The 24,784-nt window shown below is 64.0% G+C and carries 21 protein-coding genes; 20 read left to right on the top strand and 1 reads right to left on the bottom strand.

All coding sequences use genetic code 11. The features are described from left to right. Positions 1-19 precede the first annotated feature (19 nt). The 14 genes from bamA to tilS all read left to right on the top strand — a co-directional run bounded on the left by bamA (position 20) and on the right by tilS (position 17,327). Positions 20-2,362, top strand: coding sequence for an outer membrane protein assembly factor BamA (bamA, locus tag H146_RS0104370; RefSeq protein WP_026351747.1), 2,343 nt, complete (start codon positions 20-22; stop codon positions 2,360-2,362). After that, positions 2,362-2,895 (top strand): OmpH/Skp family outer membrane protein, encoded by a 534-nt coding sequence (locus H146_RS0104365; protein WP_019950641.1) that lies wholly within the window; start codon positions 2,362-2,364, stop codon positions 2,893-2,895. Before bamA ends, H146_RS0104365 begins: the two co-directional genes overlap by 1 nt. Positions 2,896-2,917: 22 nt before the next feature. Continuing rightward, positions 2,918-3,955, top strand: a complete 1,038-nt coding sequence (lpxD, locus tag H146_RS0104360; protein WP_019950640.1) for a UDP-3-O-(3-hydroxymyristoyl)glucosamine N-acyltransferase — start codon at positions 2,918-2,920, stop codon at positions 3,953-3,955. 134 nt (positions 3,956-4,089) lie between these two features. Next, complete coding sequence (fabZ, locus tag H146_RS0104355; RefSeq protein ID WP_019950639.1) at positions 4,090-4,533, top strand: 3-hydroxyacyl-ACP dehydratase FabZ; 444 nt, start codon at positions 4,090-4,092, stop codon at positions 4,531-4,533. Then, positions 4,530-5,300, top strand: coding sequence for an acyl-ACP--UDP-N-acetylglucosamine O-acyltransferase (gene lpxA / locus H146_RS0104350; RefSeq protein WP_019950638.1), 771 nt, complete (start codon positions 4,530-4,532; stop codon positions 5,298-5,300). The genes fabZ and lpxA overlap by 4 nt, the downstream gene beginning before the upstream one ends. 27 nt (positions 5,301-5,327) lie before the next feature. Beyond that, positions 5,328-6,461: a lipid-A-disaccharide synthase gene (gene lpxB / locus H146_RS0104345; protein ID WP_019950637.1), complete on the top strand. Its 1,134-nt coding sequence runs from the start codon at positions 5,328-5,330 to the stop codon at positions 6,459-6,461. Continuing rightward, on the top strand, positions 6,461-7,072 hold the full coding sequence (gene rnhB / locus H146_RS0104340; protein WP_019950636.1) for a ribonuclease HII: 612 nt from the start codon (positions 6,461-6,463) through the stop codon (positions 7,070-7,072). The genes lpxB and rnhB overlap by 1 nt, the downstream gene beginning before the upstream one ends. Before the next feature lie 202 nt (positions 7,073-7,274). Further along, positions 7,275-8,342, top strand: coding sequence for a phosphate ABC transporter substrate-binding protein PstS (gene pstS, locus H146_RS0104335; protein ID WP_019950635.1), 1,068 nt, complete (start codon positions 7,275-7,277; stop codon positions 8,340-8,342). 148 nt (positions 8,343-8,490) lie between these two features. Then, positions 8,491-9,489 carry a phosphate ABC transporter permease subunit PstC gene (pstC, locus tag H146_RS0104330; RefSeq protein WP_019950634.1) on the top strand — a complete coding sequence of 333 codons (999 nt, stop codon included), beginning with the start codon at positions 8,491-8,493 and terminating at the stop codon, positions 9,487-9,489. Continuing rightward, a complete protein-coding gene (pstA, locus tag H146_RS0104325; RefSeq protein WP_019950633.1) occupies positions 9,486-10,328 on the top strand; it encodes a phosphate ABC transporter permease PstA in 843 nt (280 codons plus the stop codon). The genes pstC and pstA overlap by 4 nt, the downstream gene beginning before the upstream one ends. A gap of 1 nt (position 10,329) precedes the next feature. After that, positions 10,330-11,232 (top strand): phosphate ABC transporter ATP-binding protein PstB, encoded by a 903-nt coding sequence (gene pstB / locus H146_RS0104320; RefSeq protein WP_019950632.1) that lies wholly within the window; start codon positions 10,330-10,332, stop codon positions 11,230-11,232. Positions 11,233-11,355: 123 nt separating this feature from the next. Continuing rightward, the gene (gene dnaE, locus H146_RS0104315) at positions 11,356-14,865 is read left to right on the top strand and encodes a DNA polymerase III subunit alpha (RefSeq protein WP_019950631.1); all 3,510 of its coding nucleotides are present in this window, start codon (positions 11,356-11,358) and stop codon (positions 14,863-14,865) included. Between the two features lie 172 nt (positions 14,866-15,037). Further along, a complete protein-coding gene (locus H146_RS0104310; RefSeq protein ID WP_019950630.1) occupies positions 15,038-15,994 on the top strand; it encodes an acetyl-CoA carboxylase carboxyltransferase subunit alpha in 957 nt (318 codons plus the stop codon). Between the two features lie 49 nt (positions 15,995-16,043). Then, the gene (gene tilS, locus H146_RS0104305) at positions 16,044-17,327 is read left to right on the top strand and encodes a tRNA lysidine(34) synthetase TilS (protein ID WP_019950629.1); all 1,284 of its coding nucleotides are present in this window, start codon (positions 16,044-16,046) and stop codon (positions 17,325-17,327) included. Positions 17,328-17,339: 12 nt separating this feature from the next. Here the strand turns inward: tilS and H146_RS0104300 are convergent, their stop codons facing one another. Beyond that, positions 17,340-18,845, bottom strand: coding sequence for a Ppx/GppA phosphatase family protein (locus H146_RS0104300; RefSeq protein ID WP_019950628.1), 1,506 nt, complete (start codon positions 18,843-18,845; stop codon positions 17,340-17,342). A gap of 205 nt (positions 18,846-19,050) precedes the next feature. Between H146_RS0104300 and H146_RS0104295 the strand changes: the two genes are divergently transcribed. From H146_RS0104295 to H146_RS22280, 6 genes are all read left to right on the top strand, one after another. Beyond that, positions 19,051-19,374, top strand: coding sequence for a thioredoxin family protein (locus H146_RS0104295; protein ID WP_019950627.1), 324 nt, complete (start codon positions 19,051-19,053; stop codon positions 19,372-19,374). A gap of 415 nt (positions 19,375-19,789) precedes the next feature. Beyond that, positions 19,790-21,049 (top strand): transcription termination factor Rho, encoded by a 1,260-nt coding sequence (gene rho / locus H146_RS0104290; RefSeq protein ID WP_019950626.1) that lies wholly within the window; start codon positions 19,790-19,792, stop codon positions 21,047-21,049. A gap of 96 nt (positions 21,050-21,145) precedes the next feature. Further along, positions 21,146-22,624 (top strand): 4-hydroxy-3-polyprenylbenzoate decarboxylase, encoded by a 1,479-nt coding sequence (gene ubiD, locus H146_RS0104285; protein WP_019950625.1) that lies wholly within the window; start codon positions 21,146-21,148, stop codon positions 22,622-22,624. A gap of 65 nt (positions 22,625-22,689) precedes the next feature. Then, complete coding sequence (locus tag H146_RS0104280; protein ID WP_019950624.1) at positions 22,690-23,424, top strand: FAD-binding oxidoreductase; 735 nt, start codon at positions 22,690-22,692, stop codon at positions 23,422-23,424. Next, on the top strand, positions 23,421-24,134 hold the full coding sequence (gene folM / locus H146_RS0104275) for a dihydromonapterin reductase (RefSeq protein WP_019950623.1): 714 nt from the start codon (positions 23,421-23,423) through the stop codon (positions 24,132-24,134). Before H146_RS0104280 ends, folM begins: the two co-directional genes overlap by 4 nt. A gap of 515 nt (positions 24,135-24,649) precedes the next feature. After that, a complete protein-coding gene (locus H146_RS22280; protein ID WP_281169596.1) occupies positions 24,650-24,781 on the top strand; it encodes a hypothetical protein in 132 nt (43 codons plus the stop codon). The last annotated feature ends 3 nt before the right edge of the window (positions 24,782-24,784 follow it).

Genomic DNA, 24,784 nt, shown 5'->3' with positions numbered 1-24,784 from the left:
AAACAAGCGAAATGACGGCATGAAGATTAGAGCTATGGGTTTGGCGGTAGCGCTGGCGGGGGTTTCTCCGGCGGCACTGGCCGTATCCTTCCAGGTTTCCGATATTCGCGTGGAAGGCTTGCAGCGCGTCTCGGCGGGTACCGTGTTCAACGCGCTACCGATTTCCGCCCGCGATAGTGTCAACGACGAGGCGATCTCCAACGCCGGCCGGGCGCTGTTCGCCACCGGGCTGTTCGATGACGTGCGTCTCGGACGCGACGGCGACGTGTTGGTCGTGGACGTCGAGGAGCGCCCTTCGATCGCCGGTATCAATATCGAGGGCAATTCGCAGATCCCCGAGGATCGCCTGCGTCAGGGGCTGACCGACGCCGGTCTGGCCGAAGGCCAAGTGCTGCAGCGCTCCACTCTCGAGGAGATGCAGCGCGAACTGGAGCGCGTCTACCAGAGCCAGGGGCGCTACAGTGCCAGCATCAACACCTCGGTCGAGGAGCTGGGCCAGAACCGGGTTCAGGTCAACATCGATATCAACGAGGGTAGCGTTGCCCGGATTCGCCAGATCAACATCGTCGGCAACGAGGACTTCGACGATGCCACCCTGCTCGATCAGTTCGAGCTGTCGGACAGGCCCGGCTGGTTCTTCGGCTGGTTCTCCTCCGATCAGTACTCCCGCGAGCAGCTGCAGGGCGATCTCGACCGGCTGCGTTCCTGGTATCTCGATCGCGGCTACGTCAATTTCTCCATTGACTCCACCCAGGTATCGATCAGCCCCGATCAGTCATCGATCTTCGTGACGATCAACGTCGATGAAGGCAACCGCTATGACTTCGGCGACGTCAGCTTCGCCGGCGATCTGCAGATCGATGAGACCCGTGCGCGCTCGCTGGTTCAGGTCGAGAGCGGCAAGACGTTTTCGCAGTCCGATCTGACCGCCTCTACCGAAGCGCTGCGTCAGGCGCTGGGCGCCGAGGGCTTCGCCTTTGCTCAGATCGATGCGATGCCGCAGGTCAACGAGGCCGATGGTCGTGTCGACGTGGTATTCCGGGTCAACCCGGGGCGGCGCGCCTACGTGCGACGCATCAACTTCCAGGGTAATACCACGACTGCCGACGAAGTGCTGCGCCGCGAGATTACCCAGTTGGAAGGAGCGCCGGCATCGACCGATGCGATCAGCGACTCCCAGCAGCGTCTCGAGCGGCTCGGCTTTTTCCGCAGCGTTGAGGTCAATACCCAGCCGGTGGCGGATACCCCCGACCAGCTGGATGTGACCTACAACGTCGAGGAGCAGCCCTCCGGCAGCATCTCGGCAAGTCTCGGTTTCGCCCAGTCCGAGGGAATAATCTATGGCGCCTCGCTGTCGCAGCGCAACTTCCTGGGTACTGGCAACCGGGTCGATATCGGCGCCCAGACCAGCCGTTATTACACCAATCTGCGCTTCAGCTTCACTGACCCCTACTGGACGCTGGACGGTATTTCGCGCGGTTATAATCTCTACTACCGCTCGACCGACTATGAAGACTCCGATATCTCCACCTACTCTACCGATGCCATCGGTGGCGGGGTCAGTTTCGGTTATCCGATCAGCGATCTGTCGCGGGTCAACTTCGGCCTCAATCTCGAGAGCCTGTCGGTCGACTATTACAACGACTCGCCCGCCGAGATCGTCGAATTCGTCGACAGTGAGGGCGATAACTTCGATACCGCCACCCTGAGCACCGGCTGGACGCGCAACAACCTCAACCGCGGCACTCTGCCCACCGCCGGCAGCTACCAGAACGCCTCGCTGGATGTCACCGGCGGCGACGCGCAGTTCTACAAGCTGCGCTATCGTGGCCGCAAGCTGTTCCCGATCAAGACCGAGGAGTGGTCGCTCAGGTTCGCCACCGAGCTGGGCTACGCCGACAGCATCGGCGGTACCGACAACCTGCCGTTCTACGAGAACTTCTACTCCGGCGGCCTGGGCTCGGTGCGTGGCTTTCGCAGCAACACCCTGGGCCAGCCCACCACGCCGCGCCCCGGCTCCAGAGATGATGATGACGATACCCTCGGTGGTAACGTGCTGGTCGAGGGCTCGGCAGAGCTGATCTTCCCCACGCCGTTCATCGACGATCAACGTCAGGTGCAGACCTCGTTTTTCATCGATGCGGGTAACACCTATCTGACCGACTGCTATCCGGTCGGTGATAATGTCACCTCCGCCTGTAGTTCGGGTGTCGATCTGAGCGATCTGCGCTACAGCGCCGGCCTTGGCCTGTCGTGGCTGACCCCGGTGGGGCCGCTGACCTTCTCGGTGGCGCGCCCGCTCAACGAGAAGGACGGCGATGAGACGCAGTTCTTCCAGTTCTCGCTGGGTCAGACCTTCTGATGAGCGGCGCCTTTGCACGGTTGGCGACGGTGCGTCGGGCCGCGTTGGTTATGGCGCTGCTGTGCGCCTCGGTGATTGCTACCGAGATTCGGGCCAATGAAGTGGCGGTGCTCGACTGGCGTCAGGCACTGATGGACACCGACCAGGCGCAACGTTCGCTGGACCAGCTCAAAAGCCGGTTAAGCGATCAGCAGCGCCAGGTTCGGGCTCTGGCCGATGAGGTGCAGAGCCTTCAAAAGCGTCTGGAGCGCGATGGTGATACGATGTCCGACGCCGAGCGCCAGGCGCTGGTCAGTGAGCTGCGTGACAAGGGCAGTCGCTTCCAGCGTCAGCGCGGCCGGCTCGAACAGGCTCGCGACGAGCAGGAGCAGGCCTTTCTGGAGCAGGCACGACCGAAGCTTGATCGTGCCATCAAGCAGGTGGTTGAACACCACAACATCGATGTGCTGGTGGACCGCGACAGCGTGATCTACGCCGGGGAGTCGCTGGATATGACCCGGGAAGTGACCAGCACCTTCAATTCGCTTAACTGAAGGCGCGCGTCGCTTCAACACGATGACCCGATACTCAAGCCACAGCTATCTACTTTCGGAACTGGCAGAGGGCCTGAATGCGACGCTATACGGTGACGCCGAGCTGCGCATCGAAGGTCTCGCCACTTTGGTAGACGCCGGCCCTGCTGATATCGCCTTTCTCGCCAATCGCGCCTATCTCGGCGATCTCGCCAATACCCGTGCTGCCGCCGTGGTGCTGCATCATGAGCTGGTGTCGCAGTGCCCGGTGCCGGCGCTTGGCGTCGACAACCCCTATCTGGGCTATGCGCAGCTGTCGCACTTCTTCGAGCCCGAGCTGCCCAGCCGCCGGTGCGGCATTCACCCTACCGCGGTGATCGACGATAGCGCCCGGCTGGGGGCTGATGTGACTATCGGCCCCCACGCCGTGATCGGCGCCGAAGTAGTGCTTGGCGACCGCGTCAGTATCGGTGCCAATGCTGTAGTGGGCGACTACTGTCGAATCGGCGACGACGGCCTGCTGCACCCCGGTGCAGTGCTCTATCATGGCGTGGTGATCGGTCAGCGTGTGATCGTGCACAGTGGTGCCGTGATCGGTGGCGACGGTTTCGGCTTCGCTCACGACGGCAGCGGTTGGCACAAGATCGCCCAGCTCGGTGGAGTGGTGATCGGCGACGACGTCGAGATCGGCAGCTGCACCAGCATCGATCGCGGCGCGCTGGATGACACCCGGATCGGCAATGACGTCAAAATCGACTCCCAGGTGCAGATCGCCCACAACGTGCATATTGGCGATCACAGCGCGCTGGCCGGCTGCGTAGGTATCGCCGGCTCCACACAGGTGGGGCGTCACTGCCAGCTGGGTGGTGGTGTCGGCCTGGCCGGCCACCTGACCCTGTGCGATGGGGTCAACGTTACCGGTATGAGCCTGGTGACCAACTCGATCGACGCGCCGGGTGTCTACTCGTCCGGGACCGGTTCAATGCCCAATGCGCTGTGGCGCAAGAACGCGGTACGTTTCAAGCAGCTCGATGAGCTGGCGCGTCGTATTGTGCGACTCGAGCGTCGCGACAGCGCCTAGAGTTCTGCGCCGCATGCCGTTTTTCGATACCCTTGCGCACCTTGTAATAAAAATCGTCATGGCTGCCCGTCGGGCCGCCAGTCACATGCCTGCCGTACCGGCAGGCATTTCGTTATGTCAGAGGTTGTGAGCCCATGGTCATGGATATCAAAGAGATCCAGGAATATCTTCCCCACCGCTACCCGTTTTTGCTGGTGGATCGCGTCGTCGCGCTTGAGCTGGGCGAGTGCATCACGGCCTACAAGAACATCAGCTACAACGAGCCCTTCTTTCAGGGCCACTTTCCCGATCACCCCATCATGCCGGGTGTATTGATCATCGAGGCGCTGGCCCAGGCGGCGGGTATTCTGGGTTTCAAGACCGTCGACAAGCGGCCCGCCGATGGTTACATCTATTACTATGTCGGCAGCGATAACGTACGCCTCAAGCGGCCGGTGTTTCCGGGCGATCAATTGACCCTGGAAGCGCGCATGCTCAAGGCGCGTCGCGGCATCTGGAAGTTCTCCTGCCGCGCCCACGTCGACGGCGATGTGGTCTGCGAAGCTGATATCATCTGCGCCGAAAGGAAGGTCTCTTGATTCATCCATCTGCCATTATCGACCCGGATGCCCGCCTGGCCGACGATGTCGAGATCGGTCCGTTCGCAGTGATCGGCGCCAATGTCGAGATCGGACCCGGCTGTGTGATCGGTCCCCATACGGTGATCAGCGGGCCGACCCGTATTGGCAGCCACAATCGTATTTTCCAGTTCGCCTCGATCGGCGAAGAGTGTCAGGACCGCAAGTATCGCGGCGAGCCGACCCGTCTCGAAATCGGCGATCACAACGTATTTCGCGAAGGCGTTACCGTGCATCGCGGCACGGTTCAGGATCATGGCGTGACCCGTATCGGCAGCCACGGTCTGTTCATGGCCTACGCTCATGTGGCCCACGACTGCGTGATTGGCGACCACGTCATCATGGCCAATCAGGCGACGCTGGGCGGACATGTGCATATCGGCGAGCACGTCATTCTCGGCGGGCTCAGCGCCGTTCATCAGTTCTGCCGGGTGGGCGCCTACGCCATGTGCGGTGGTGGCTCGATCATCACCAAGGATATTGCCGCCTTTGTCATGATCAGCGGCAACCCCGCTGCCACTCACGGCCTCAACGCCGAGGGCATGAAGCGCCGCGGCTTCGAGGCCGAAGTGGTCAGCGAGCTTCGCCGCGCCTACCGGCTGGTCTTTCGCAGCCAGCGCACCCTCAATCAGGCGCTGGAAGAGCTCGAACAGCAGGGCGAGCGCAGTGCCTGGCTTGAGCTCTTTATCGACTCGCTGAAGACTTCTTCGCGCGGGCTGACGCGCTGAAAGTACATCAGCCCGGAGGAAGACGGCATGCGCGTTTTTGTCGTCGCCGGTGAGCTCTCCGGCGATATTCTTGGCGCTACCCTGATGCGCGAGATGAAGGTGCGCCACGGCGAACTCGAATTTCGCGGCATCGGCGGCCCGCGCATGATCGCCGAGGGGCTGGAGAGTCTCTACCCGCTGGAGACCCTGTCGGTAATGGGCCTTGCCGAGGTGGTGCGCCACCTGCCGCGATTGATCGGTGTGCGCCGCCACCTGCAGCGCGACGCGCTTGAATGGGGCGCTGAAGTGATGGTGGGCATCGACGCACCGGACTTCAATCTTGGCCTGGAAGCGGCCCTGCGTCAGCGCGGCGTGGCCACCGCCCACTATGTCAGCCCTTCGGTGTGGGCCTGGCGGCAGGGGCGAATTAAAAAGATTCACCGCGCGGTGGATCTTATGCTCACCTTTCTGCCCTTTGAAGCAGCCTTCTATCAACGCCACCGGGTGCCGGTCGCGTTCGTCGGCCATCCGCTGGCCGAAGAGTTGCCGCTGGACGACGACCGGCCGGCGGCGCGTCGCGCGCTGGGGCTCGGTGACGACGACCGGGTGCTGGCGCTGCTGCCAGGCTCGCGGGCCAGCGAGATCGGCTTCATGACTCCCACCTTCATCGCTGCGGTGCGACTTTTGCGCGATCAATGTCCCGACTTGAAAGTGGTCATTCCGGCCGCTTCCGCCGAGCGTCGCGCCGAACTGATCGACCAGGGTGTCGAGGCCGAGGGTATGCAGTTGGTCGAAGGGCGCGCCTGGCAGGTGATGACCGCCGCCGATGCCGTATTGCTGACCTCCGGCACCGCGGCACTGGAGGCGATGCTGTGTCACCGGCCGATGGTCGTCGCCTACCGCATGGCGCCGGTGAGCTGGCAGATTGCCAGACGGCTGGTCAAAACGCGCTGGATCTCGCTGCCCAATCTGATCGCCAACGAGCCGCTGGTGCCGGAACTGATCCAGTACCACGCCGAGCCGCAGGCGATCGCCGCGGCGCTGACGCCGCTGCTGCACGACAGCGCGCAGCGCCGGGCGCTGTCGGAGCGCTTTGTCGCGATGCATCGAACGCTCATGCGCGGTGCCAGTGCGCGCGCTGCCGAAGCGGTGCTGTCGCTGGTGGCAAGGGAATACGCCTGATGAGCATCGACCACGAGGCGCCGATCATCGACTACCGGGGCGACCTCGCCGCCGGTGTCGATGAGGTGGGGCGCGGACCGCTGATCGGCCCGGTGGTCGCCTGCGCGGTGATTCTCGACCCGCAGCGGCCGATCGCCGGCCTGACCGATTCCAAGAAACTGAGCGCCAAAAGGCGCGAGGCGCTGGCCAGCGCAATCGGCGAGCGGGCGCTGGCGGTAGCGCTGGGCGAGGCAAGCCCCGCCGAGATCGATGCGCTCAATATCTATCACGCTACCCATCTTGCCATGCGCCGCGCCATCGACGGCCTCGGGGTAACGCCCGAGTACCTGCTGGTGGATGGCAATCGGCTGCCCGGCCATGCGCTGCCCGGCCAGGCGATCGTGCGCGGCGACAGCCGGGTGGCGGCGATTGCCGCCGCCTCGATCGTGGCCAAGGTGGCCCGCGATGCGCAGATGGTCGAGCTCGATCGTCGTTACCCGGACTACGGTCTTGCCGCCCACAAGGGCTATCCCACCAGGGGGCACCTCGAGGCGCTGGCGCGTCTGGGTCCGCTGCCCGAGCACCGGCGCTCGTTCCGGCCGCTGAGAGACCGTTCGGCCCCTTCCTCCTGACAGCACCGGCGTGCGCCGGTGAATGACAGCGACGCAGAGGGCGCGTCGCTATAGGCCTGGCGCGTTTGCGGGGGTTGGATACGTTCAGGATGGTAGATGTCAACCCTGTTTGTTGTCACTTAAGCTTCACAAAAGCGCAGTAACCTTCTTTTGCTTCAGACCGCTCGAACCCATAAGCGTTGCTCTGTCAAAGGAGATTGCCGTGCGATTCAACTTCATTAAAACAGCGCTGGCCGCCGCCGCGCTGTCGCTCTGCGCGACTGCCATGGCGTCGGTCGATACCCTCAACGGTGCCGGCGCCACCTTCCCGTACCCGGTCTACTCGAAGTGGGCGCAGACCTATCAGCAGCAGACGGGCGTCAAGCTCAACTATCAGGCCATCGGTTCGGGTGGCGGCATCAAGCAGATCGAGGCCGGAACGGTCGATTTCGGTGCCTCCGATGCGCCGCTGGAGAAAAAGGAGCTCGATCAGTACGGGCTGTTGCAGTTCCCCATGGTGATGGGGGGCGTGGTGCCGGTGGTCAATCTGGGTGATGCCATCAAGCCCGGTCAACTGCGTCTGGATGGCGCTACGCTGGCCAATATCTACGCCGGCAACATCACCCGCTGGAACGATCCGGCGATCGCCGCACTCAACCCGGATATCACTCTGCCGGATCAGGACATCACGGTAGTCCATCGCTCGGACGGCTCGGGCACCACCTGGATCTTTACCAGCTATCTGACAAAGGTCAGCGATGTCTGGGCGAAAGGGCCGGGGCATGCCAAGGCCGTGTCATGGCCCACCGGCGTGGGTGGCAAGGGCAATCAGGGCGTAGCCTCCTATGTGGATCGTATTCAGGGCTCGATCGGCTATGTGGAGTATGCCTATGCACTGCAGAACAGCATGACCTACACCCGGCTCAGGAACAGCGCCGGCGATTTCGTCAAGCCGACTGCCGAGACCTTCCAGGCGGCGGCGTCGAATGCCGACTGGCAGAACGCACCGGGGTTCTACATGGTGCTGACCGATCAGCCGGGGGACAACAGCTGGCCGATTACCGGCGCCAGTTTCATCCTGATGTATCAGCAGCCAAAAAATCCCGAGGTCGCGCAGGCTGCCCTGAAGTTCTTTGCCTGGGCCTATGGTAACGGCGATGACATGGCCCGCGATCTCGACTATGTGCCGATGCCGTCGAGCGTGATCGACATGGTGAAAAGCGAGTGGCACAAGCAGATCAAGGGCAGTGACGGCCAGCCGCTGTGGCCGCTCGACAACCAGCCGCAGTAAGTGGCGGGTGGGGCCGGTGTCGTGTCTGCCGGGTTGACGGGGCTGGCGCCGGTGAGGGGGCGATCGACTTTCGGGTCGGTCGCCCGTTGGTCACGGCGTTGCCGGATGTATGACCCATCAGGGCGCTGCCCGATGAACGGAGAGTGAATTGAGCAACCTGACAGCGAATGAGCAGGGTGACGCCGTGGTCCAGCCCGGGCGACGCGCGACAGGAATTGTCGGCGACCGTGTTTTCAGGCAGCTGAGCGGCCTCTGCGCGCTCATCGTACTGGGGTTGATCATGGCCATTGCCGTCGCGCTGGTGATCGGTGCCTGGCCGGCGCTGCGGCAGTTCGGCGTGGGTTTTGTGACCAGCACGCAGTGGAATCCGGTAACCGATGAGTACGGCGCCCTGGTGGCGATATTCGGCACCCTGGCCAGTTCGCTGATGGCGTTGATCATTGCCGTGCCGGTGAGCTTCGGGATTGCCCTGTTTACGACTGAACTGGCCCCGGCGTGGCTGCGACAGCCGATCAGCACGGCCATCGAGCTGCTCGCCGCGGTGCCCAGCATTATCTACGGCATGTGGGGCATCTTCGTGTTCGCCCCCTTTCTATCGACCTGGGTGCAGCCGCCGCTGAGTCGCTGGCTGGGCGACATGGCGCTGCTTGGCTACCTGTTCAGGGGGCCACCGATCGGTATCGGCATTTTTACCGCGGGACTGGTGCTGTCGATCATGATCGTGCCGTTCATTACGGCCGTCATGCGCGACACCTTCAACGTTGTGCCGCCGCTTTTGAAGGAGTCGGCTTATGCGCTGGGGGCGACGACCTGGGAAGTCGCCCGCAGCGTCATTCTGCCCTATACCCGAGTCGGGGTGATCGGCGGAATCATGCTGGGACTGGGCCGCGCGCTCGGCGAAACCATGGCGGTGACCTTTGTGATCGGCAACGCGCACACGATCCCGCAGGGGCTTTTCTATCCCGGTAACAGCATCGCAGCGACGCTGGCCAATGAATTTACCGAGGCGACCGGCGAGCTTTACACCTCGTCGCTGATCGCGCTGGGGCTGGTGCTGTTTCTCATTACCCTGATCGTACTGGTGCTGGCACGGCTTTTGTTGATGAGCCTGGCCGGAGGGCAGGGCCACAGTGAGGGAGCGTCATGACGCGTTATCAAAAGCGCAAGGCCATCAACTGCTTCAATATGGGCATGTGCGTGGCCACCACGGCCTTCGGACTGTTCTGGCTGATGTGGCTGCTGTGGACGCTGGTCAGTCACGGTGTCGGCCATCTCGACTGGCAGGTGTTTACTCGGCCGACGCCGGCGCCGGGCAATGACGGCGGCCTGTCCAACGCTATCGTCGGCAGCCTGCTGGTGGTTGGCATCGGAACGCTGGTGGGCGCCCCGATCGGCGTACTGGCCGGCACCTATCTGGCGGAATACGGTCGCTATTCGCGGCTCGGCGCGATCGTGAGGTTTTTCAACGATGTGCTGCTGTCGGTGCCCTCGATCATCATCGGTCTGTTCATCTATCAGTTGATGGTGGTCACCATGGGCCACTTTTCGGCGCTGGCCGGTGGCGTCGCGCTGGCTCTGATCATGATCCCGCTGGTGTTGCGCATTACCGAGAACATGATGCGTCTGGTCTCCGACGAGATGCGTGAAGCCGCCGCTGCGCTGGGCATTCCGCGCTGGAAGATCATTACCCGGATCGTTTATCGCGCCGCCATGAGCGGCATCGCCACGGGTGTCATTCTGGGCATCGCACGTATTGCCGGCGAGTCCGCGCCGCTTTTGTTTACCGCCCTGAACAACAATTTCTTCAGCCTCGATGTGCTCCAACCGATCGCCAACCTGCCAATCATGATCTTCCAGTTCGCGCTTAGCCCCTATGAGGACTGGCACCATCTGGCCTGGGTCGGCGCCTTTCTGATCACCTTTGCGATTCTGGCGCTCAATATCCTTGTGCGCTTCGGCTTGCGCTCGAATAGACAGGAGCAATGACATGGCCGGTACAAAACGGGAGGTGCCTTCCGCCACAATGTCGTCGGACGCTGCCGCCGATGCGTCACAGTGGCGCAGCGACAGTGTTGACGTGGCGGACCAGCCCAGCGGCCCGGGGCACCGACAGCAGGGCGTGGTGGCCAGGCACAACCCCTGCAGGATCGCGGTCGAGGATCTGAATTTTTACTACGGCGGTTTTCATGCCCTCAAAAATATTCGGGTCAATATCGTCGACAATGAAGTGACGGCTTTTATCGGCCCCTCGGGCTGCGGCAAGTCGACGCTGCTGCGCTGTTTCAACCGCATTTTCGAGCTCTACCCGCACCATCGCGCCACCGGCACGATCCGTATGGACGGCGCCAACCTGCTCGACAGCAGTATCGATCTCAACGCTCTGCGCGCGAAGATCGGCATGGTGTTTCAAAAACCCACGCCCTTTCCCATGAGTATCCACGACAATATCGCCTTCGGCGTGCGTCTCTATGAGCGCCTCGGGCGCCACGACATGGAGGAGCGGGTCGAGTGGGCGCTACGCAAGGCGGCGCTTTGGGACGAGGTCAAGGACAAGCTGCGCAGTAGCGGCAGTTCACTGTCGGGCGGGCAGCAGCAGCGGCTGTGTATTGCCCGTGCGGTGGCGGTCAGGCCCCGGGTGCTGCTGCTCGATGAGCCGGCCTCGGCGCTCGACCCGGTTGCCACCCTCCGGATCGAGGAGCTGATCCATGAACTGCGCGAAGACTACACCATCGTGATCGTCACTCATAACATGCAGCAGGCGGCGCGCGTGGCCGGCTACACTGCGTTTTTCCACCTCGGCGAGGTGGTCGAGTATGCCGACACCAACTCGCTTTTTACCAATCCGCAGCAAAAGCGCACCGAGGACTATATTACCGGGCGCTACGGTTGATCGCGGCCGAGGGCGTTTCCCCGGCGGCAGATCATCTGGCTCCCTGTGGCCCCCGGCGTTACCATATGGGCCTGCGGATTCACCGCCCCTTTGCCGATCTGCCAGCCGGAGCGATTCCCCGCGATGACCACCCCCTTCGTGCACCTGCGCCTTCACAGTGAATACTCTCTCACCGACGGCCTGATCCGCCTCAAGGCGCTCAACAAACGGGCGGTGGCGCTGGGGCAGCCGGCGCTGGCGATTACCGACGAGACCAATCTGTTCGGCCTGGTCAAGGCCTACAAGCTGGCCCAGGGGGCCGGCCTCAAGCCGATCGTGGGCGCCGATCTGTGGCTGCACAACGCCCTCGACAGTGCCCACCCCTATCGGCTCACGCTGCTGGCGATGAACCAGACCGGCTATGCCAACCTCACCGAGCTGATCTCGCGCGCCTGGCAGCACGGCCAGCAGCAGGGAAGGGCGCTGGTGCAAAAGGAGTGGGTCTTCGAGCAGAGCGAGGGGCTGATCGCGCTCTCCGGTGCCCGCGAAGGGGAAGTCGGCCGCTTTCTGCTCCACGGCCATGCCGATACCGCCCGGGCGATACTCACCGAGTGGCAGCGTTTCTTCCCCGACCGTTTCTATCTCGAACTGCAGCGTACCGCCCGTGAGAACGACGAGGAGTGTCTGCACCTGTCGGTCGAACTGGCCGCCGCCACCGATACCCCGGTGGTGGCGACCAACGACGTGCGCTTTCTCTCCCGCGAGGAGTACTGGGCCCACGAAACCCGCGTGGCGATCGCCGACAGCAAGGCCCTTGACGATCCGCGCCGCGAGCGCCGCTACAGCGAGGAGCAGTACCTCAAGTCGCCCGAGGAAATGGCCGAGCTGTTCGCCGATATCCCCGAGGCGCTGGCCAACAGCGTGCAGATCGCCGCGCGCTGCAGCGTCGAGATGCGCCTGGGTGAGATCTTTCTGCCCGAGTACCCGGTGCCGGAAGGCCAGACCATGGCGGCCTTCTTTCGCGATATCTCCCACGAGGGACTGACGCGCCGGCTCGATCTGCTGTTCGACGGCGAGCGGCCCATCTACCCCGGCCGCGTCCGCGAAGAGCACGAGCCCGCCTACCGTGAGCGACTCGATTTCGAGCTCGATATCATCAATCAGATGGGCTTTCCCGGCTACTTTCTGATCGTCATGGACTTCATCCGCTGGGCCAAGCAGAATCGCGTGCCGGTAGGGCCGGGGCGCGGTTCGGGGGCGGGCTCGCTGGTCGCCTACGCACTCGAGATCACCGATCTCGACCCGCTCGAGTACGACCTGCTGTTCGAACGCTTTCTCAATCCCGAGCGCGTCTCCATGCCCGACTTCGACGTCGACTTCTGCATGGAAAAGCGCGACCGGGTGATCGACTACGTCGCCGACCGCTACGGGCGCGACGCCGTCTCGCAGATCGTCACCTTCGGCACCATGGCGGCCAAGGCGGTGGTACGCGACGTGGCGCGTGCCCAGGGCAAGCCCTACTCGATGGGCGACCGGCTCTCCAAACTGATTCCCTTCGAGGTCGGCATGACGCTTGCGAAGGCGCACGAGCAGGAGAGCGTGCTGCGCGAATACCTCGAGGCCGATGAGGACGCCCGCGAGATCTGGGAGATGGCGCTGCAGCTGGAGGGCGTGACCCGCGGCACCGGCAAGCACGCCGGCGGGGTGGTGATCGCTCCCTCGCGGCTGACCGATTTTTCGCCGCTTTTGTGCGACGAGGACGGCAGCGGTCTAATGGTGCAGTACGACAAGAACGACATCGAGGAGGCCGGGCTGGTCAAGTTCGACTTTCTCGGCCTGCGCACTCTGACGATCATCGACTGGGCGCTGGAGATGGTCGACGAGACCCGTGCCCGGCGCGGTGAGGGCCAGCTCGATATCAACACCATCCCGCTCGATGATCGCGCCACCTTCGAGATGCTCAAAAAGGCCGAAACCACGGCGGTTTTTCAGCTCGAATCGCGCGGCATGAAGGAGTTGATCAAGCGCCTCAAGCCCGATTCGCTGGAGGACATGATCGCCCTGGTGGCGCTGTTTCGCCCCGGCCCGCTGCAGTCCGGCATGGTGGATGACTTCATCAACCGCAAGCACGGCCGGGCCGAAGTGTCCTATCCGCACCCGGACTATCAGCATGAACTGCTCAAGCCGGTGCTGGGCTCCACCTACGGCATCATCCTCTACCAGGAGCAGGTGATGCAGATCGCCCAGGTGCTGGCCGGCTACAGTCTCGGTCAGGCGGATATGCTGCGCCGCGCCATGGGCAAGAAAAAGCCCGAGGAGATGGCCAAACAGCGCGCCGGCTTCATGGAAGGCTGTGCCAACAACGGCATTGATCAGGAGCTGGCGGGTAACCTCTTCGATCTGGTAGAGAAGTTCGCCGGCTACGGCTTCAACAAGTCGCACTCGGCGGCCTACGGGCTGGTCTCCTATCAGACCGCCTGGCTCAAGGCGCACTATCCGGCGCCCTTCATGGCGGCGGTGCTCTCCACCGAGATGGACAATCTCGACAAGGCGGTACCGCTGATCGAGGAGTGCCGGCGCATGGGGCTGGCCGTCACGCCGCCGGACGTCAACGTGGGGCGCTACCGTTTCAGCGTCAACGAGCAGGATGAAGTGGTCTACGGACTGGGCGCCATTCGCGGCGTCGGCGAGGGGCCGATCAGCGCCATCGTCGAGGCGCGTGACGCCGAGGGGCCGTTTCGCGACCTGTTCGACTTCTGCCGTCGCATCGACGCCCGGCGCATCAACAAGCGCACCATGGAGGCGCTGATCCGCTCCGGCGCGCTGGACAGCCTCGGCCCCACGCGGGCGGTGCTGGCCAGCGCGCTGGATGACGCCCTGCGCGCCGCCTCGCAGAGTCAGAACAACCAGAGCATCGGCATGCTGGATATGTTCGGCGAGGCTTTCGCCGGCGCAGACGACAACGACAGCGACGTCTACAGTGACCACCGCCGCGCGCGCAACTGGAGCGATCGCGACCGGCTGGCCGGCGAGAAGGAGACGCTGGGCCTCTATCTCACCGGTCACCCCATTGATGAGTATGAGGCCGAGCTGGCCCGCTTTGTCTCTACCCGCATCGCCGATCTCAAGCCGGCGCGGGAGTTGCAGCGCGTCGCCGGACTGATCGTGGCGATGCGCACCATGAAGTCGAAAAAGGGCGACACCATCGCCTTCGTGACGCTGGATGACCGCACCGGACGAATCGAGGCGTCGATGTTCGGTGAGCTCTATGATCAGGTGCGCGGCCAGCTCGCGGTGGATCAGGTGATTATCCTGGAGGGCGAGGTGAGTCTCGATGACTACTCCGGCGGCCTGCGCCTGCGCGCTCGTGAGGTCACTCCCATGGTGGCGGCGCGTACCCGCTTCGGCGAGGCACTGGAGATCAGCATCGACGCTGCGCGTATCAACGGCGGTTTCAATCGCAGCCTGCAGGAGCGGCTGAGGCCGCATCTCAGCGACGACGGCCTGCCGGTACGGCTGCACTACCGTAACGCCCGCGCCGGCGGCTGCTTCGAGTTCGGTCACGACTGGCGGGTAGCGCCCTGCGACGAGCTGCTGATCGCCCTGCATGAAGGCGTTGAAGGGCACCCGGATGTCACCCTGAGCTATCGTTAGGCGGGGGCCGAATCGTTTTGGAGCGACGGTTGCACCCGGCAACAACAATGGGATAATGGCGCATCGACTCACCGACGCCGTGCGATTTCAGCCTGCGCTGCGGCGGTTCGGACCTACCGCCGCGGTCGCCCTGCGCTGCTCGCGTTGATGAAAGAGCCCTGTGACGCACCCTATGAATCCGAACTATCTCGATTTCGAACAGCCGATTGCCGAACTGCACGCCAAGATCGAAGAGCTGCGGCTGGTCGGCAACGACAGCAAGATCAACATCAGCGACGAAATTGCCAAGCTTGAGGACAAGAACCACAAGCTGACCGAACAGATTTTCCGCGATCTGTCTCCCTGGCAGGTATCGCAGCTCTCTCGCCATCCGCAGCGTCCCTACACCCTCGACTATCTCGATGAGATCTTTACCGAGTTCGACGAGCTGCACGGCGACCGCAACTTCTCCGATGACGCCGCGCTGATCGGCGGTGTGGCGCGCCTAGACGACCGCCCGGTGATGGTGATCGGCCATCAGAAGGGGCGTAACGTCAAGGACAAGGTGCGGCGCAACTTCGGTATGCCGCGCCCGGAAGGCTATCGCAAGGCGTGCCGACTGATGGAGATGGCGGAGCGCTTTCATATGCCGATCCTCACCTTCATCGATACCCCCGGCGCCTACCCCGGTATCGATGCCGAGGAGCGCGGACAGAGCGAGGCGATTGCCCACAATCTGGCGGTGATGTCGCGGCTGAAAACGCCCATCATCTCCACCGTGATCGGCGAGGGCGGCTCCGGCGGCGCGCTGGCGATCGGCGTGTGCGACTCGCTGGCGATGCTGCAGTTTTCGACCTACTCGGTGATCTCCCCCGAAGGCTGCGCCTCGATTTTGTGGAAAAGCGCCGACCGGGCCGCCGACGCCGCTCAGGCGATGGGCATTACCGCCACCCGCCTCAAGGAGCTGGGGCTGGTTGATCGGCTGATCGACGAGCCGCTGGGCGGTGCCCACCGCAACGTCGCCGAGATGGGGCGCCGGCTGCGAGGCGCGCTGCTCGAGCAGCTGGACGTGCTGCAGGCGATGGATACCCAGTCGCTTCTCGAGCGGCGCTATCAGCGTCTGATGAGTTACGGTACCGTGGAACAATAATGCCGCCTCTGGCGTTCCCTTGCCGAACGCCCTGGGGGAATCGCACCCCATGAGCCATCCGGATTCGCTCTCCTGCCATATCGACCGTCACCTGGCGCAGCGGGCGCCAGGTGACGGCATCGTGATAGCGCTCTCCGGTGGTCTCGACTCCTGCCTGCTTCTTGCCCTTGCCAACGAGGCGGCGCAGCGCCACGCGGTCGCGCTGCGCGCGCTGCACGTTCATCACGGCCTGCAGGCCGCAGCGGACGACTTCGAAGCCCACTGCCGGCGTCTTTGCGCCGAGCTGGAGGTGGCGTTGGAGGTCGTGCGGGTTACAGTCGAGCCCGACGGCCACGGGCCGGAAGCGGCCGCCCGCGAGGCGCGCTACGCGGCGCTGATCGCGCACAGCGAAGTGCACGAGACGATCTGGCTGGCACAGCACGCCAACGATCAGGCGGAAACTTTCCTGCTGTCGGCGCTGCGCGGCAGTGGCGTGCGCGGCCTGGCCGCCATGATGAGCGAGCGCCAACACGCCGAGCGGCGACTGCAGCGTCCGCTGCTGGGGTTTTCCCGCGCCGAGCTGGAAGCGGCGGCACGGCAGCGCGGGCTCGACTGGTGCGAGGACCCCTCCAATCGCCACACCGGGCTGGATCGCAACTACCTGCGCCATGCGGTAATGGCGCCGCTGAGCGCGCGCTGGCCGAACGCGGCGCGGGCGCTGTCGCGCAGCGCCGAGTGGCTTGGCGAGGCGGACGAGTTGCTGGCAGAGCTGGCGGCGATCGATCTGGCGCACGTCGGTGGCCGTGCCGAGCGTCTGCAGCGTGCCGGCCTGATGGCGCTATCGCTGCCGCGCCAGCGCTTGTTGATCCGCTACGCCCTTGACTGCCGGCAACTTCCCCATCCGCCCGCGGCGCGCATGGCGGAGCTTTTGCGTCAGCTGGCGGCGGCGCGCCACGACGCCACGCCCTGTATCGCCTGGCCGGGCGTCGAGGCGCATCTGTGGCGCGGTCATCTCTACCTGGAGGCGCCCCCGGCGCCGCCATTCGCTGACTGGCAGCGGGAATGGGACGGCGTCGCACCGCTAATGACGCCGTGCGGTGCTGTCAATGTCCGGCTGCTGTCGGATAATGGCACCGGGTGCCCGGGGCGGCTGACGGTCAGGCCGCGCTGCGGCGGCGAGCACCTGCGGCTGGCCGGGCGCGGCCGGCGCGATGTCAAAAGAGTGCTTCAGGAGGCCGGCGTGCCGCCATGGCGGCGGGCGCAGGTGCTGGTGGTCTACGCCGGGGATGAGGTGGTGGCACTGCTGGGGCCGCTGGCGCTGGCCGCCACAGGGTGGCGACTGAAGCAGACGTGACGCCTCGCCTTCTCAGGGCCAGCGCAGCGCCAGCGCCAGCCCGCTGCGCTGCTGCCAGGCCTGCTCCTGGACGAGGTCGTCGGCAAGCAGCTGGTCCGGCGGTCGCTTGAAGTCGAGTACCAGTCGGTCGCCGTCGGCGCTGATGGCGGGCAGCGTCGCTGCGGCGCCGTCACGGCGGCGATGAAAGACCACCGCCAGACGCAGCAGGCGCGCCATCTTCATCAGCTGATCGGCCTCGAGGGCGGCGCGATGGTCAGGCAGGGCGCTGGGCAGGTCGCGTCGATGCGCCTGTACCAGCCATGCCAATGCCCACTGATCGGGTAGTGAAAAGCCCGGCATGTCGGCATTGGCGAGCAGATAGGCGCCGTGGTGCTGAAAGCGGCTGTGGGAGACCCCCAGGCCGATCTCGTGCAGCAAAGCGGCCTGTTCGATCAGTTCGCGGCCGTCCTCGTCGAGCTGCCAGGACTCGGCCATGCGGTCGAAAAGCTGCAGGCAAGTGTCGGTGACCCGGGTGGCCTGGTCGGTATCCACCCGCAGGCGTTTCTGCAGGTCGGTGAGGGTGGTGTAGCGCACGTCGCGGCCGGTGTCGCGCTCCAGCAGATCAAGCAGTACACCGTCTCGCAGAGCGCCGTCGGTGTGGTACATGCGTTCGATGCCGAACGCTTCGAAGACGGCGCACAGGATGGCGATGCCGGCGGGAAAGACGCGGGCGCGGTTGCTTTTGAGGCCGTTCATGCTGACCTGGTCGAGGCGTTCGAACGCGGTCAGTCGGCGGCGCAGCTCGAACAGGCCGGCGCGGGTGATCACGCCCTTGTCGATGTGCGGGTGCAGGGCGTGGATGACGGCGGCGGCGGCCTTGATGGTGCCGGAGCTGCCCATTGCGCGTTGCCAGCCCAACTGCCGATAAGGGGTGGTGATGGTCGCAAGCTCGAGCAGGGCGCTGCGCTGGGCGCGGTCCATAGGCGCCTCGCCGAGCCGGTCGTCGGGGAAAAAACGGCGGGTATAGGCCACGCAGCCCATATCCAGACTCTCCAGCGCCAGCGGCCTGGTGGCGCTGCCGACGATCAGCTCGGTGGAGCCGCCGCCGATGTCGACCACCAGACAGTGCTCGGGGTTGTCGTGCCACTCGCGGGAGGCGCCCTGATAGATCAGCCGTGCTTCCTCGCGCCCGGAGATGATCTCGATGCGCTGACCGAGGCTGTGCTCGGCGCGGCGTTGAAAATCGACGCTGTTGGTGGCAGTGCGCAGGGCATTGGTGCCCACCACCCGCAGTCGATCAACGCGGTTTTCGGCCAGCAGGTTGCCGAAGGTGTCGAGGCACTTGAGCGCCCGCGTCGTCGCCTTGTCGTCGAGGTGGCCGTCGTCGTCGAGGCCGGCGGCGAGCTGCACTTTCCTGCTGCACTTTTCCAGCTCGACGAAGCGGTCGTCGTGTACCTCGACCACCAGCAGGTGAAAACTGTTGGAGCCGAGGTCCACGGCGGCAAGCCGAAGAGGAGAGTCTGCCCGAGCTTTGTCCATTAGCCGATATCCATGACCCTTTCGTGCATTATGCAATGTCAGCGTGACAGTTCATTGTCCCTGGCCTGTTCAATGCGCCGCCCTGCGGCTCGTGGTGGCCGGGGTGTTGTTGTGGGCACCTTTCATGCGGCGCACAGTGGCGCCAAGAGTGCTGCCGGGCTGATATGATGTCAACGTTACGGGACAATGGCGCACGGAGAGTGGCATGACGCAGATGACAGAGCTCGACGAGGCGCGCTTCGAGCGTGACGTGATCGACAGTCACGACAACGCCCTGGTGGTTTTCATGGCGAGCTGGTGCAATCCCTGCCGCGAGTTGATGCCGCTGCTGGAGGAGGTCGCCGCCGCCCGGGGTGACAGTCTGCGCTTTTATCGTGTCGATACCGAGGCCAACCCGGCGCTGACCTCGCGGCTGGGCGCGCGAGGAACGCCGGGCCTTTTTCTGTTCGTTAACGGCTCGCTGGAGGCGACCCGGGTCGGGGCGCTGTCGCGCCAACAGCTCGACGACATGCTCGATGAACATCTCTGATATCGCCACCTTTATACGAAAAGAACTTGCGTCACCGTGCGGTGTTGTCTAACATCGATTTGCTGCTCGACAGGGATCGCCTTTTGATCGCGTCCGGCACTCCCCCGAGTCATCCTTTCACTCGCTGCACATCGCACAACGACCGCCTCCGTACCTGCCACGCTATTTATCGAGCGGATATACGGACGCTGATGGCTTTCGGGTGTCGACCTCGGGCACTGTCTCAAATCATTTCTTTCCTTCGAAACGAGGCGCTTTTCGCGGTTGTCACATCTGCCGGTAGCTTTTCAACGCTCACCGGACTCGACCTGCCGCGGGCTCCGGCCACACTCGAACGGTCATTGCCATGATCGTCTCCTGTCCCGGCCACATCTCTTACAGCCATGCCGTTTAGAGCGATTTTCGAAACAAGCCGATGAATCTGACCGAACTCAAGCAAAAATCCGTTCCCGAACTGCTGGAAGTTGCCCAGGAGATGGGCATCGACAATCTGGCCCGCTCGCGCAAGCAGGACATTATCTTCGCCATCCTCAAGAAACACGCCCGCAGCGGTGAGGATATCTACGGCGATGGCGTACTCGAGATCCTCCAGGACGGTTTCGGTTTCCTGCGCAGCGCTGACTCTTCCTATCTTGCCGGTCCCGACGACATCTACGTCTCGCCCTCGCAGATACGCCGCTTCAATCTGCGCAAGGGCGACTCCATCTCCGGCAAGATTCGTCCGCCCAAGGAGGGCGAGCGCTACTTCGCGCTGCTCAAGGTCAATCAGATCAACTTTGACCGACCGGAAAACGCCAAGCACAAGATTCTGTTCGAGAACCTGACGCCGCTGTTCCCCCAGGAGCGGCTGGTGATGGAGATCGGCAACGGCTCCACCGAGGACATTACCTCGCGAGTGCTTGACCTGACCTCGCCGATCGGCAAGGGCCAGCGTGGCCTGATCGTCTCGCCGCCCAAGGCGGGCAAGACGATGATGCTGCAGAACATCGCCAACTCGATCACCCGCAACAATCCCGAGTGCCACATGATTGTGCTGCTGATCGACGAGCGACCCGAGGAGGTCACCGAGATGTCGCGCACGGTGCGCGGCGAAGTGGTCGCCTCGACGTTCGACGAGCCGCCGGCACGCCATGTGCAGGTTGCCGAGATGGTGATCGAGAAGGCCAAGCGGCTGGTCGAGCACAAAAAGGATGTGGTGATTCTGCTCGACTCCATTACCCGCCTGGCGCGCGCCTACAACACCGTGGTGCCCTCCTCGGGCAAGGTGCTGACCGGCGGTGTCGACGCCCACGCGCTGGAGAAGCCCAAGCGCTTTTTCGGTGCCGCGCGTAACATCGAGGAGGGCGGCAGCCTGACCATTCTCGCCACGGCACTGGTGGATACCGGCTCGAAGATGGACGAGGTGATCTTCGAGGAGTTCAAGGGGACCGGCAACATGGAGGCGCATCTCGACCGCAAGCTGGCCGAACGGCGCGTTTATCCGGCGCTCAATATTCGCCGCTCGGGTACCCGCCGCGAGGACCTGATCGCCTCCGAGGACGAAATGCAGCGCATGTGGATTCTGCGCAAGCTGCTCAACCCGATGGAGGACGTCGCTGCCACCGAGTTCCTGCTTGACCGGCTCAAGGATTCCAAGACCAACCTCGAGTTCTTCGAGGCGATGAAAAGACGCTGAAGCACGGCGTCATGCCAGGCTTGAGGAGGGGGCGGCATGCTATGCTGCCCCCTTGCTTTTGGGTATCGGATGGCTTTGGAGTAGCGGAGTGAGGGCATGAAGTATCGCGATCTGCGCGAATTTATCGACGGTCTGGAGCGCATGGGCGAACTCAGGCGAATCACCGCCGAGGTCGACCCGCATCTGGAGATGACCGAAATCTGCGATCGCGTGCTGCGCGCCGAGGGCCCTGCGCTGCTGTTCGAGAACGTGCGCGGCAGCGATATGCCGGTACTGGCCAACCTTTTCGGCACCCCCAAAAGGGTGGCGCTCGGGATGGGGCAGTCGTCGGTCGAGGCGCTGCGCGAGGTGGGCGAGCTGCTCGCCTTTCTCAAGGAGCCGGAGCCGCCGAAGGGATTTCGCGATGCCTGGGACAAGGTGCCGATCTTTCGCCAGGTGATGAGCATGGGGCCGCGTCAGGTGAAGAAGGCGCCGTGCCGTGAAGTGGTACTGGAGGGCGACGACGTCGATCTGGACGCCATTCCCATCCAGCACTGCTGGCCGGGTGATGCCGCGCCGCTGATCACCTGGCCGCTGGTGGTCACCCGCGGGCCGCAGAAAAAGCGCCAGAACCTGGGCATCTACCGCCAGCAGAAGCTGTCGAAAAACCGCCTCATCATGCGCTGGCTGTCGCACCGCGGCGGCGCGCTGGATTTTCGCGACTGGTGCGAGGCGCACCCCGGCGAGCCCTTTCCTGTCGCGGTGGCGCTGGGCGCCGACCCGGCGACCATTCTCGGCGCGGTGACGCCGGTGCCCGACAGCCTGTCGGAGTACGCCTTCGCCGGCCTGCTGAGAGGCTCGCGCACCGAACTGTCGCAGTGCGCCCACTTCGATCTGAGCGTACCGGCCAGCGCCGAGATCGTGCTGGAGGGCTACATCTACCCCGACGATGTTGCCGAGGAAGGCCCCTTCGGCGATCACACCGGCTATTACAATGAGGTCGATACCTTTCCGGTGTTCACCGTCGAGCGTATCACCCACCGTCGTGACCCCATCTATCACTCGACCTACACCGGTCGGCCGCCGGACGAGCCGGCGGTGCTGGGCGTGGCGCTCAACGAGGTGTTCGTACCGGTGCTGCGCCGCCAGTTCCCCGAGATCGTCGACTTCTATCTGCCCCCCGAGGGGTGCTCCTACCGCATGGCGGTGGTGTCGATGAAAAAGCAGTATCAGGGTCACGCCAAGCGGGTCATGATGGGGGTGTGGAGTTTTCTGCGCCAGTTCATGTACACCAAGTTCGTCATCGTGGTTGACGACGACGTCAATACGCGCGACTGGAAGGATGTGATCTGGGCGATCACCACCCGCATGGACCCGGCGCGGGACAGCGTGATGGTAGAGAACACGCCGATCGATTATCTCGACTTCGCCTCGCCGGTCAGCGGGCTGGGCTCCAAGATGGGCTTCGATGCCACCAGCAAATGGCCCGGCGAAACCGACCGCGAATGGGGCGTGCCGATCGCCATGAGCGACGATGTCAAAACACGCGTCGACGAGCGCTGGCAGTCGCTGGGCATCTTCGACGCGCCGCACTGAGTGCAACATACCTTCGAACAAACCGCCGCGGCCGTGCTGCGACGGAGAGCCTGAAAGGGAATTTCATGTCGACCACCACCCTGACCCTCCGGGTCGTAACGATGGAAACCCTGCCGGCCGGCGTCTACCGCCTTTTTCTGCGCGGCGACCCGCAGCAGGTGATGTTCGCCCCCGGCCAGTATCTGGAGATCGCCGTCGGCGAGGGCTGGCTGCCGTTCTCGATCGCCAACGCCCCCAACGGTGACGGCGAGATCGAGCTGCACGTTCAATACGTCGCCGGCAGCGCCAGTGCCAGGGCGCTGTTCGACGGGCTCGAAGTGGGCCGCGAGCTCACTGTGCGGCTGCCCGGCGGCGACTCGGTGCTCGAGCTCGACGATCCGCGCCCGCTGCTGCTGATCGCCGCCGGTACCGGCTTTGCGCAGATGAAATCGATCATCGAGGCGGCGCTGGCCCATGACGCTGCGCGCCCCATCCACCTGTGGTGGGCGGCCCGCGAGCGCGGCGAACTCTACCTGGAGAGCATGGCCCGCGACTGGCAGGCGCAGTTTGCGCAGTTCACCTTCACGCCGGTGGTCGAACTGCCCGACGAGGACGACTTCGACGGCGTGGTGGAGCGCATCGATAACGCCCTTCATGATCGCGTCGAGCGGGCGGACGAGGCGAGCATCTTCATCGCCGGCTCGCCCGGCATGGTCTATGCCGTGGTCGATACCCTGGAGCGCATCGAGCCGCTGGCGCGGCGTATCTTCTCCGACGTGTTCAGCTACGCCCCCAGAGCGGGCGGCGGTACTTCTGCATGAGCCAGGCGCCGATTCTGATTACCGGCGGCGCCCAGCGGTTGGGACGCTACTGCGCCGAGCGTCTGTATGACGACGGCCATCCGGTGATCATCACCTACCGCCGCGAGCGCCCGGCGGTCGAGGCGCTGCGCCGCCGTGGCATTACCGCGCTGTATGCCGACTTCGCCAGTGAGGCCGGCATCATGACCTTTATCGAACACCTGAAGTCGACCGTTCCGGCCCTGCGCGCCATTATCCACAACGCCTCGCACTGGCAACCCGACGGCGAGGACGAACCGCATGCGGCGGGCTTCGAGCTGATGTTTCGCGTCCACATGCAGGCGCCGTATCTGATCAGTCTGCATGGCCGCGCCCTGCTGGAGGCGTGCAGCGAGCCGATGCGCGATATCATCCATATTACCGACTACAGCGCCGCCCACGGTTCGCACCGCCATATTGCCTACGCCGCTACCAAGGCGGGACTGGAGAACCTGACCCTGTCGCTGGCGGGGTTGCTGGCGCCTGCCATCAAGGTCAACGGCGTGGCGCCGGCAGGCATCATGCTCAACGACAGCGACGACGATGCCTATCTCGAACACCTCAATCGCCGCGCCGTGCTGCCGGCGGTGCCCGGTCCGGGCGTGATCTGGCAGAGCGTACGCTACCTGCTGGATAATCCTTTCGTCACGGGTACCACCCTGGCCGTTGACGGCGGCCGCCACGTGAAGTGAATATACGAAGGCATGTCCTTCTCGATCAGGTGGTGAGGCTACGGTCATGACGACGTTTTTCAAACGGCATCTGGTAGCGGCTTTCTGTGTTGGCGCTCTTTTGCTGCTGTCGCTGGCGGCAGCGCTGCCGGCACTGGCGGTGTGGGAGTTTTTCTTTTGAACAGGCCGTGCTAGAGTGCTGAACAGATGATCGCCATCGGCGATCGGCCAATGATTCAACCGACGACGATTCAACCGACGACGAGCCCATGATGACGGTATCCGGTTTGCACATCCTTTCGACGCGCGCTTCCGCTCTGGTGGCGTGCGCCGGTGTGTGTCGTCGGTTTGGCTATTATTGGGGCGGTTACTGGTTTAGGCACAGGCGCGCCTGAGTCCTTCAGGACGGGCGCGCCGGTGACCACCGCGCTGCCCACCGCATCCACGAACCCCCGGTAGGCAGACGCCACCGGGGGTTCTGCTTTTTACGGCTCACGGCGAGCCATCCATCAAAAGGTATCAACAGGGAGAGCATCATGATCGACACCGCTTACCGCCGCTATCCGAACCTCGACTGGCGATTTATCGACGCGGCAGCGGTGCCTGCGGCGCCGACCGCTGCCGTGGTGGGACGCGGCGCGCATCCCCCCTTGTCACGACCCTGTTGAAGC

This window comes from Kushneria aurantia DSM 21353 (assembly GCF_000382245.1).
GTDB lineage: Bacteria > Pseudomonadota > Gammaproteobacteria > Pseudomonadales > Halomonadaceae > Kushneria > Kushneria aurantia.
The sequence above is the reverse complement of the archived record's forward strand: the minus strand, read 5'-3'. Positions and strand labels throughout refer to the sequence as shown.

Excerpts from the sequence above, each read along its gene's own strand:
- bamA (WP_026351747.1), top strand. The coding sequence starts at position 20 with ATGAAGATTAGAGCTATGGGTTTGGCGGTAGCGCTGGCGGGGGTTTCT.
- H146_RS0104365 (WP_019950641.1), top strand. The coding sequence starts at position 2,362 with ATGAGCGGCGCCTTTGCACGGTTGGCGACGGTGCGTCGGGCCGCGTTG.
- lpxD (WP_019950640.1), top strand. The coding sequence starts at position 2,918 with ATGACCCGATACTCAAGCCACAGCTATCTACTTTCGGAACTGGCAGAG.
- fabZ (WP_019950639.1), top strand. The coding sequence starts at position 4,090 with ATGGTCATGGATATCAAAGAGATCCAGGAATATCTTCCCCACCGCTAC.
- lpxB (WP_019950637.1), top strand. The coding sequence starts at position 5,328 with ATGCGCGTTTTTGTCGTCGCCGGTGAGCTCTCCGGCGATATTCTTGGC.
- rnhB (WP_019950636.1), top strand. The coding sequence starts at position 6,461 with ATGAGCATCGACCACGAGGCGCCGATCATCGACTACCGGGGCGACCTC.
- pstA (WP_019950633.1), top strand. The coding sequence starts at position 9,486 with ATGACGCGTTATCAAAAGCGCAAGGCCATCAACTGCTTCAATATGGGC.
- pstB (WP_019950632.1), top strand. The coding sequence starts at position 10,330 with ATGGCCGGTACAAAACGGGAGGTGCCTTCCGCCACAATGTCGTCGGAC.
- dnaE (WP_019950631.1), top strand. The coding sequence starts at position 11,356 with ATGACCACCCCCTTCGTGCACCTGCGCCTTCACAGTGAATACTCTCTC.
- H146_RS0104310 (WP_019950630.1), top strand. The coding sequence starts at position 15,038 with ATGAATCCGAACTATCTCGATTTCGAACAGCCGATTGCCGAACTGCAC.
- tilS (WP_019950629.1), top strand. The coding sequence starts at position 16,044 with ATGAGCCATCCGGATTCGCTCTCCTGCCATATCGACCGTCACCTGGCG.
- H146_RS0104300 (WP_019950628.1), bottom strand. The coding sequence starts at position 18,845 with ATGGACAAAGCTCGGGCAGACTCTCCTCTTCGGCTTGCCGCCGTGGAC.
- H146_RS0104295 (WP_019950627.1), top strand. The coding sequence starts at position 19,051 with ATGACGCAGATGACAGAGCTCGACGAGGCGCGCTTCGAGCGTGACGTG.
- rho (WP_019950626.1), top strand. The coding sequence starts at position 19,790 with ATGAATCTGACCGAACTCAAGCAAAAATCCGTTCCCGAACTGCTGGAA.
- ubiD (WP_019950625.1), top strand. The coding sequence starts at position 21,146 with ATGAAGTATCGCGATCTGCGCGAATTTATCGACGGTCTGGAGCGCATG.
- H146_RS0104280 (WP_019950624.1), top strand. The coding sequence starts at position 22,690 with ATGTCGACCACCACCCTGACCCTCCGGGTCGTAACGATGGAAACCCTG.
- folM (WP_019950623.1), top strand. The coding sequence starts at position 23,421 with ATGAGCCAGGCGCCGATTCTGATTACCGGCGGCGCCCAGCGGTTGGGA.
- H146_RS22280 (WP_281169596.1), top strand. The coding sequence starts at position 24,650 with ATGATCGACACCGCTTACCGCCGCTATCCGAACCTCGACTGGCGATTT.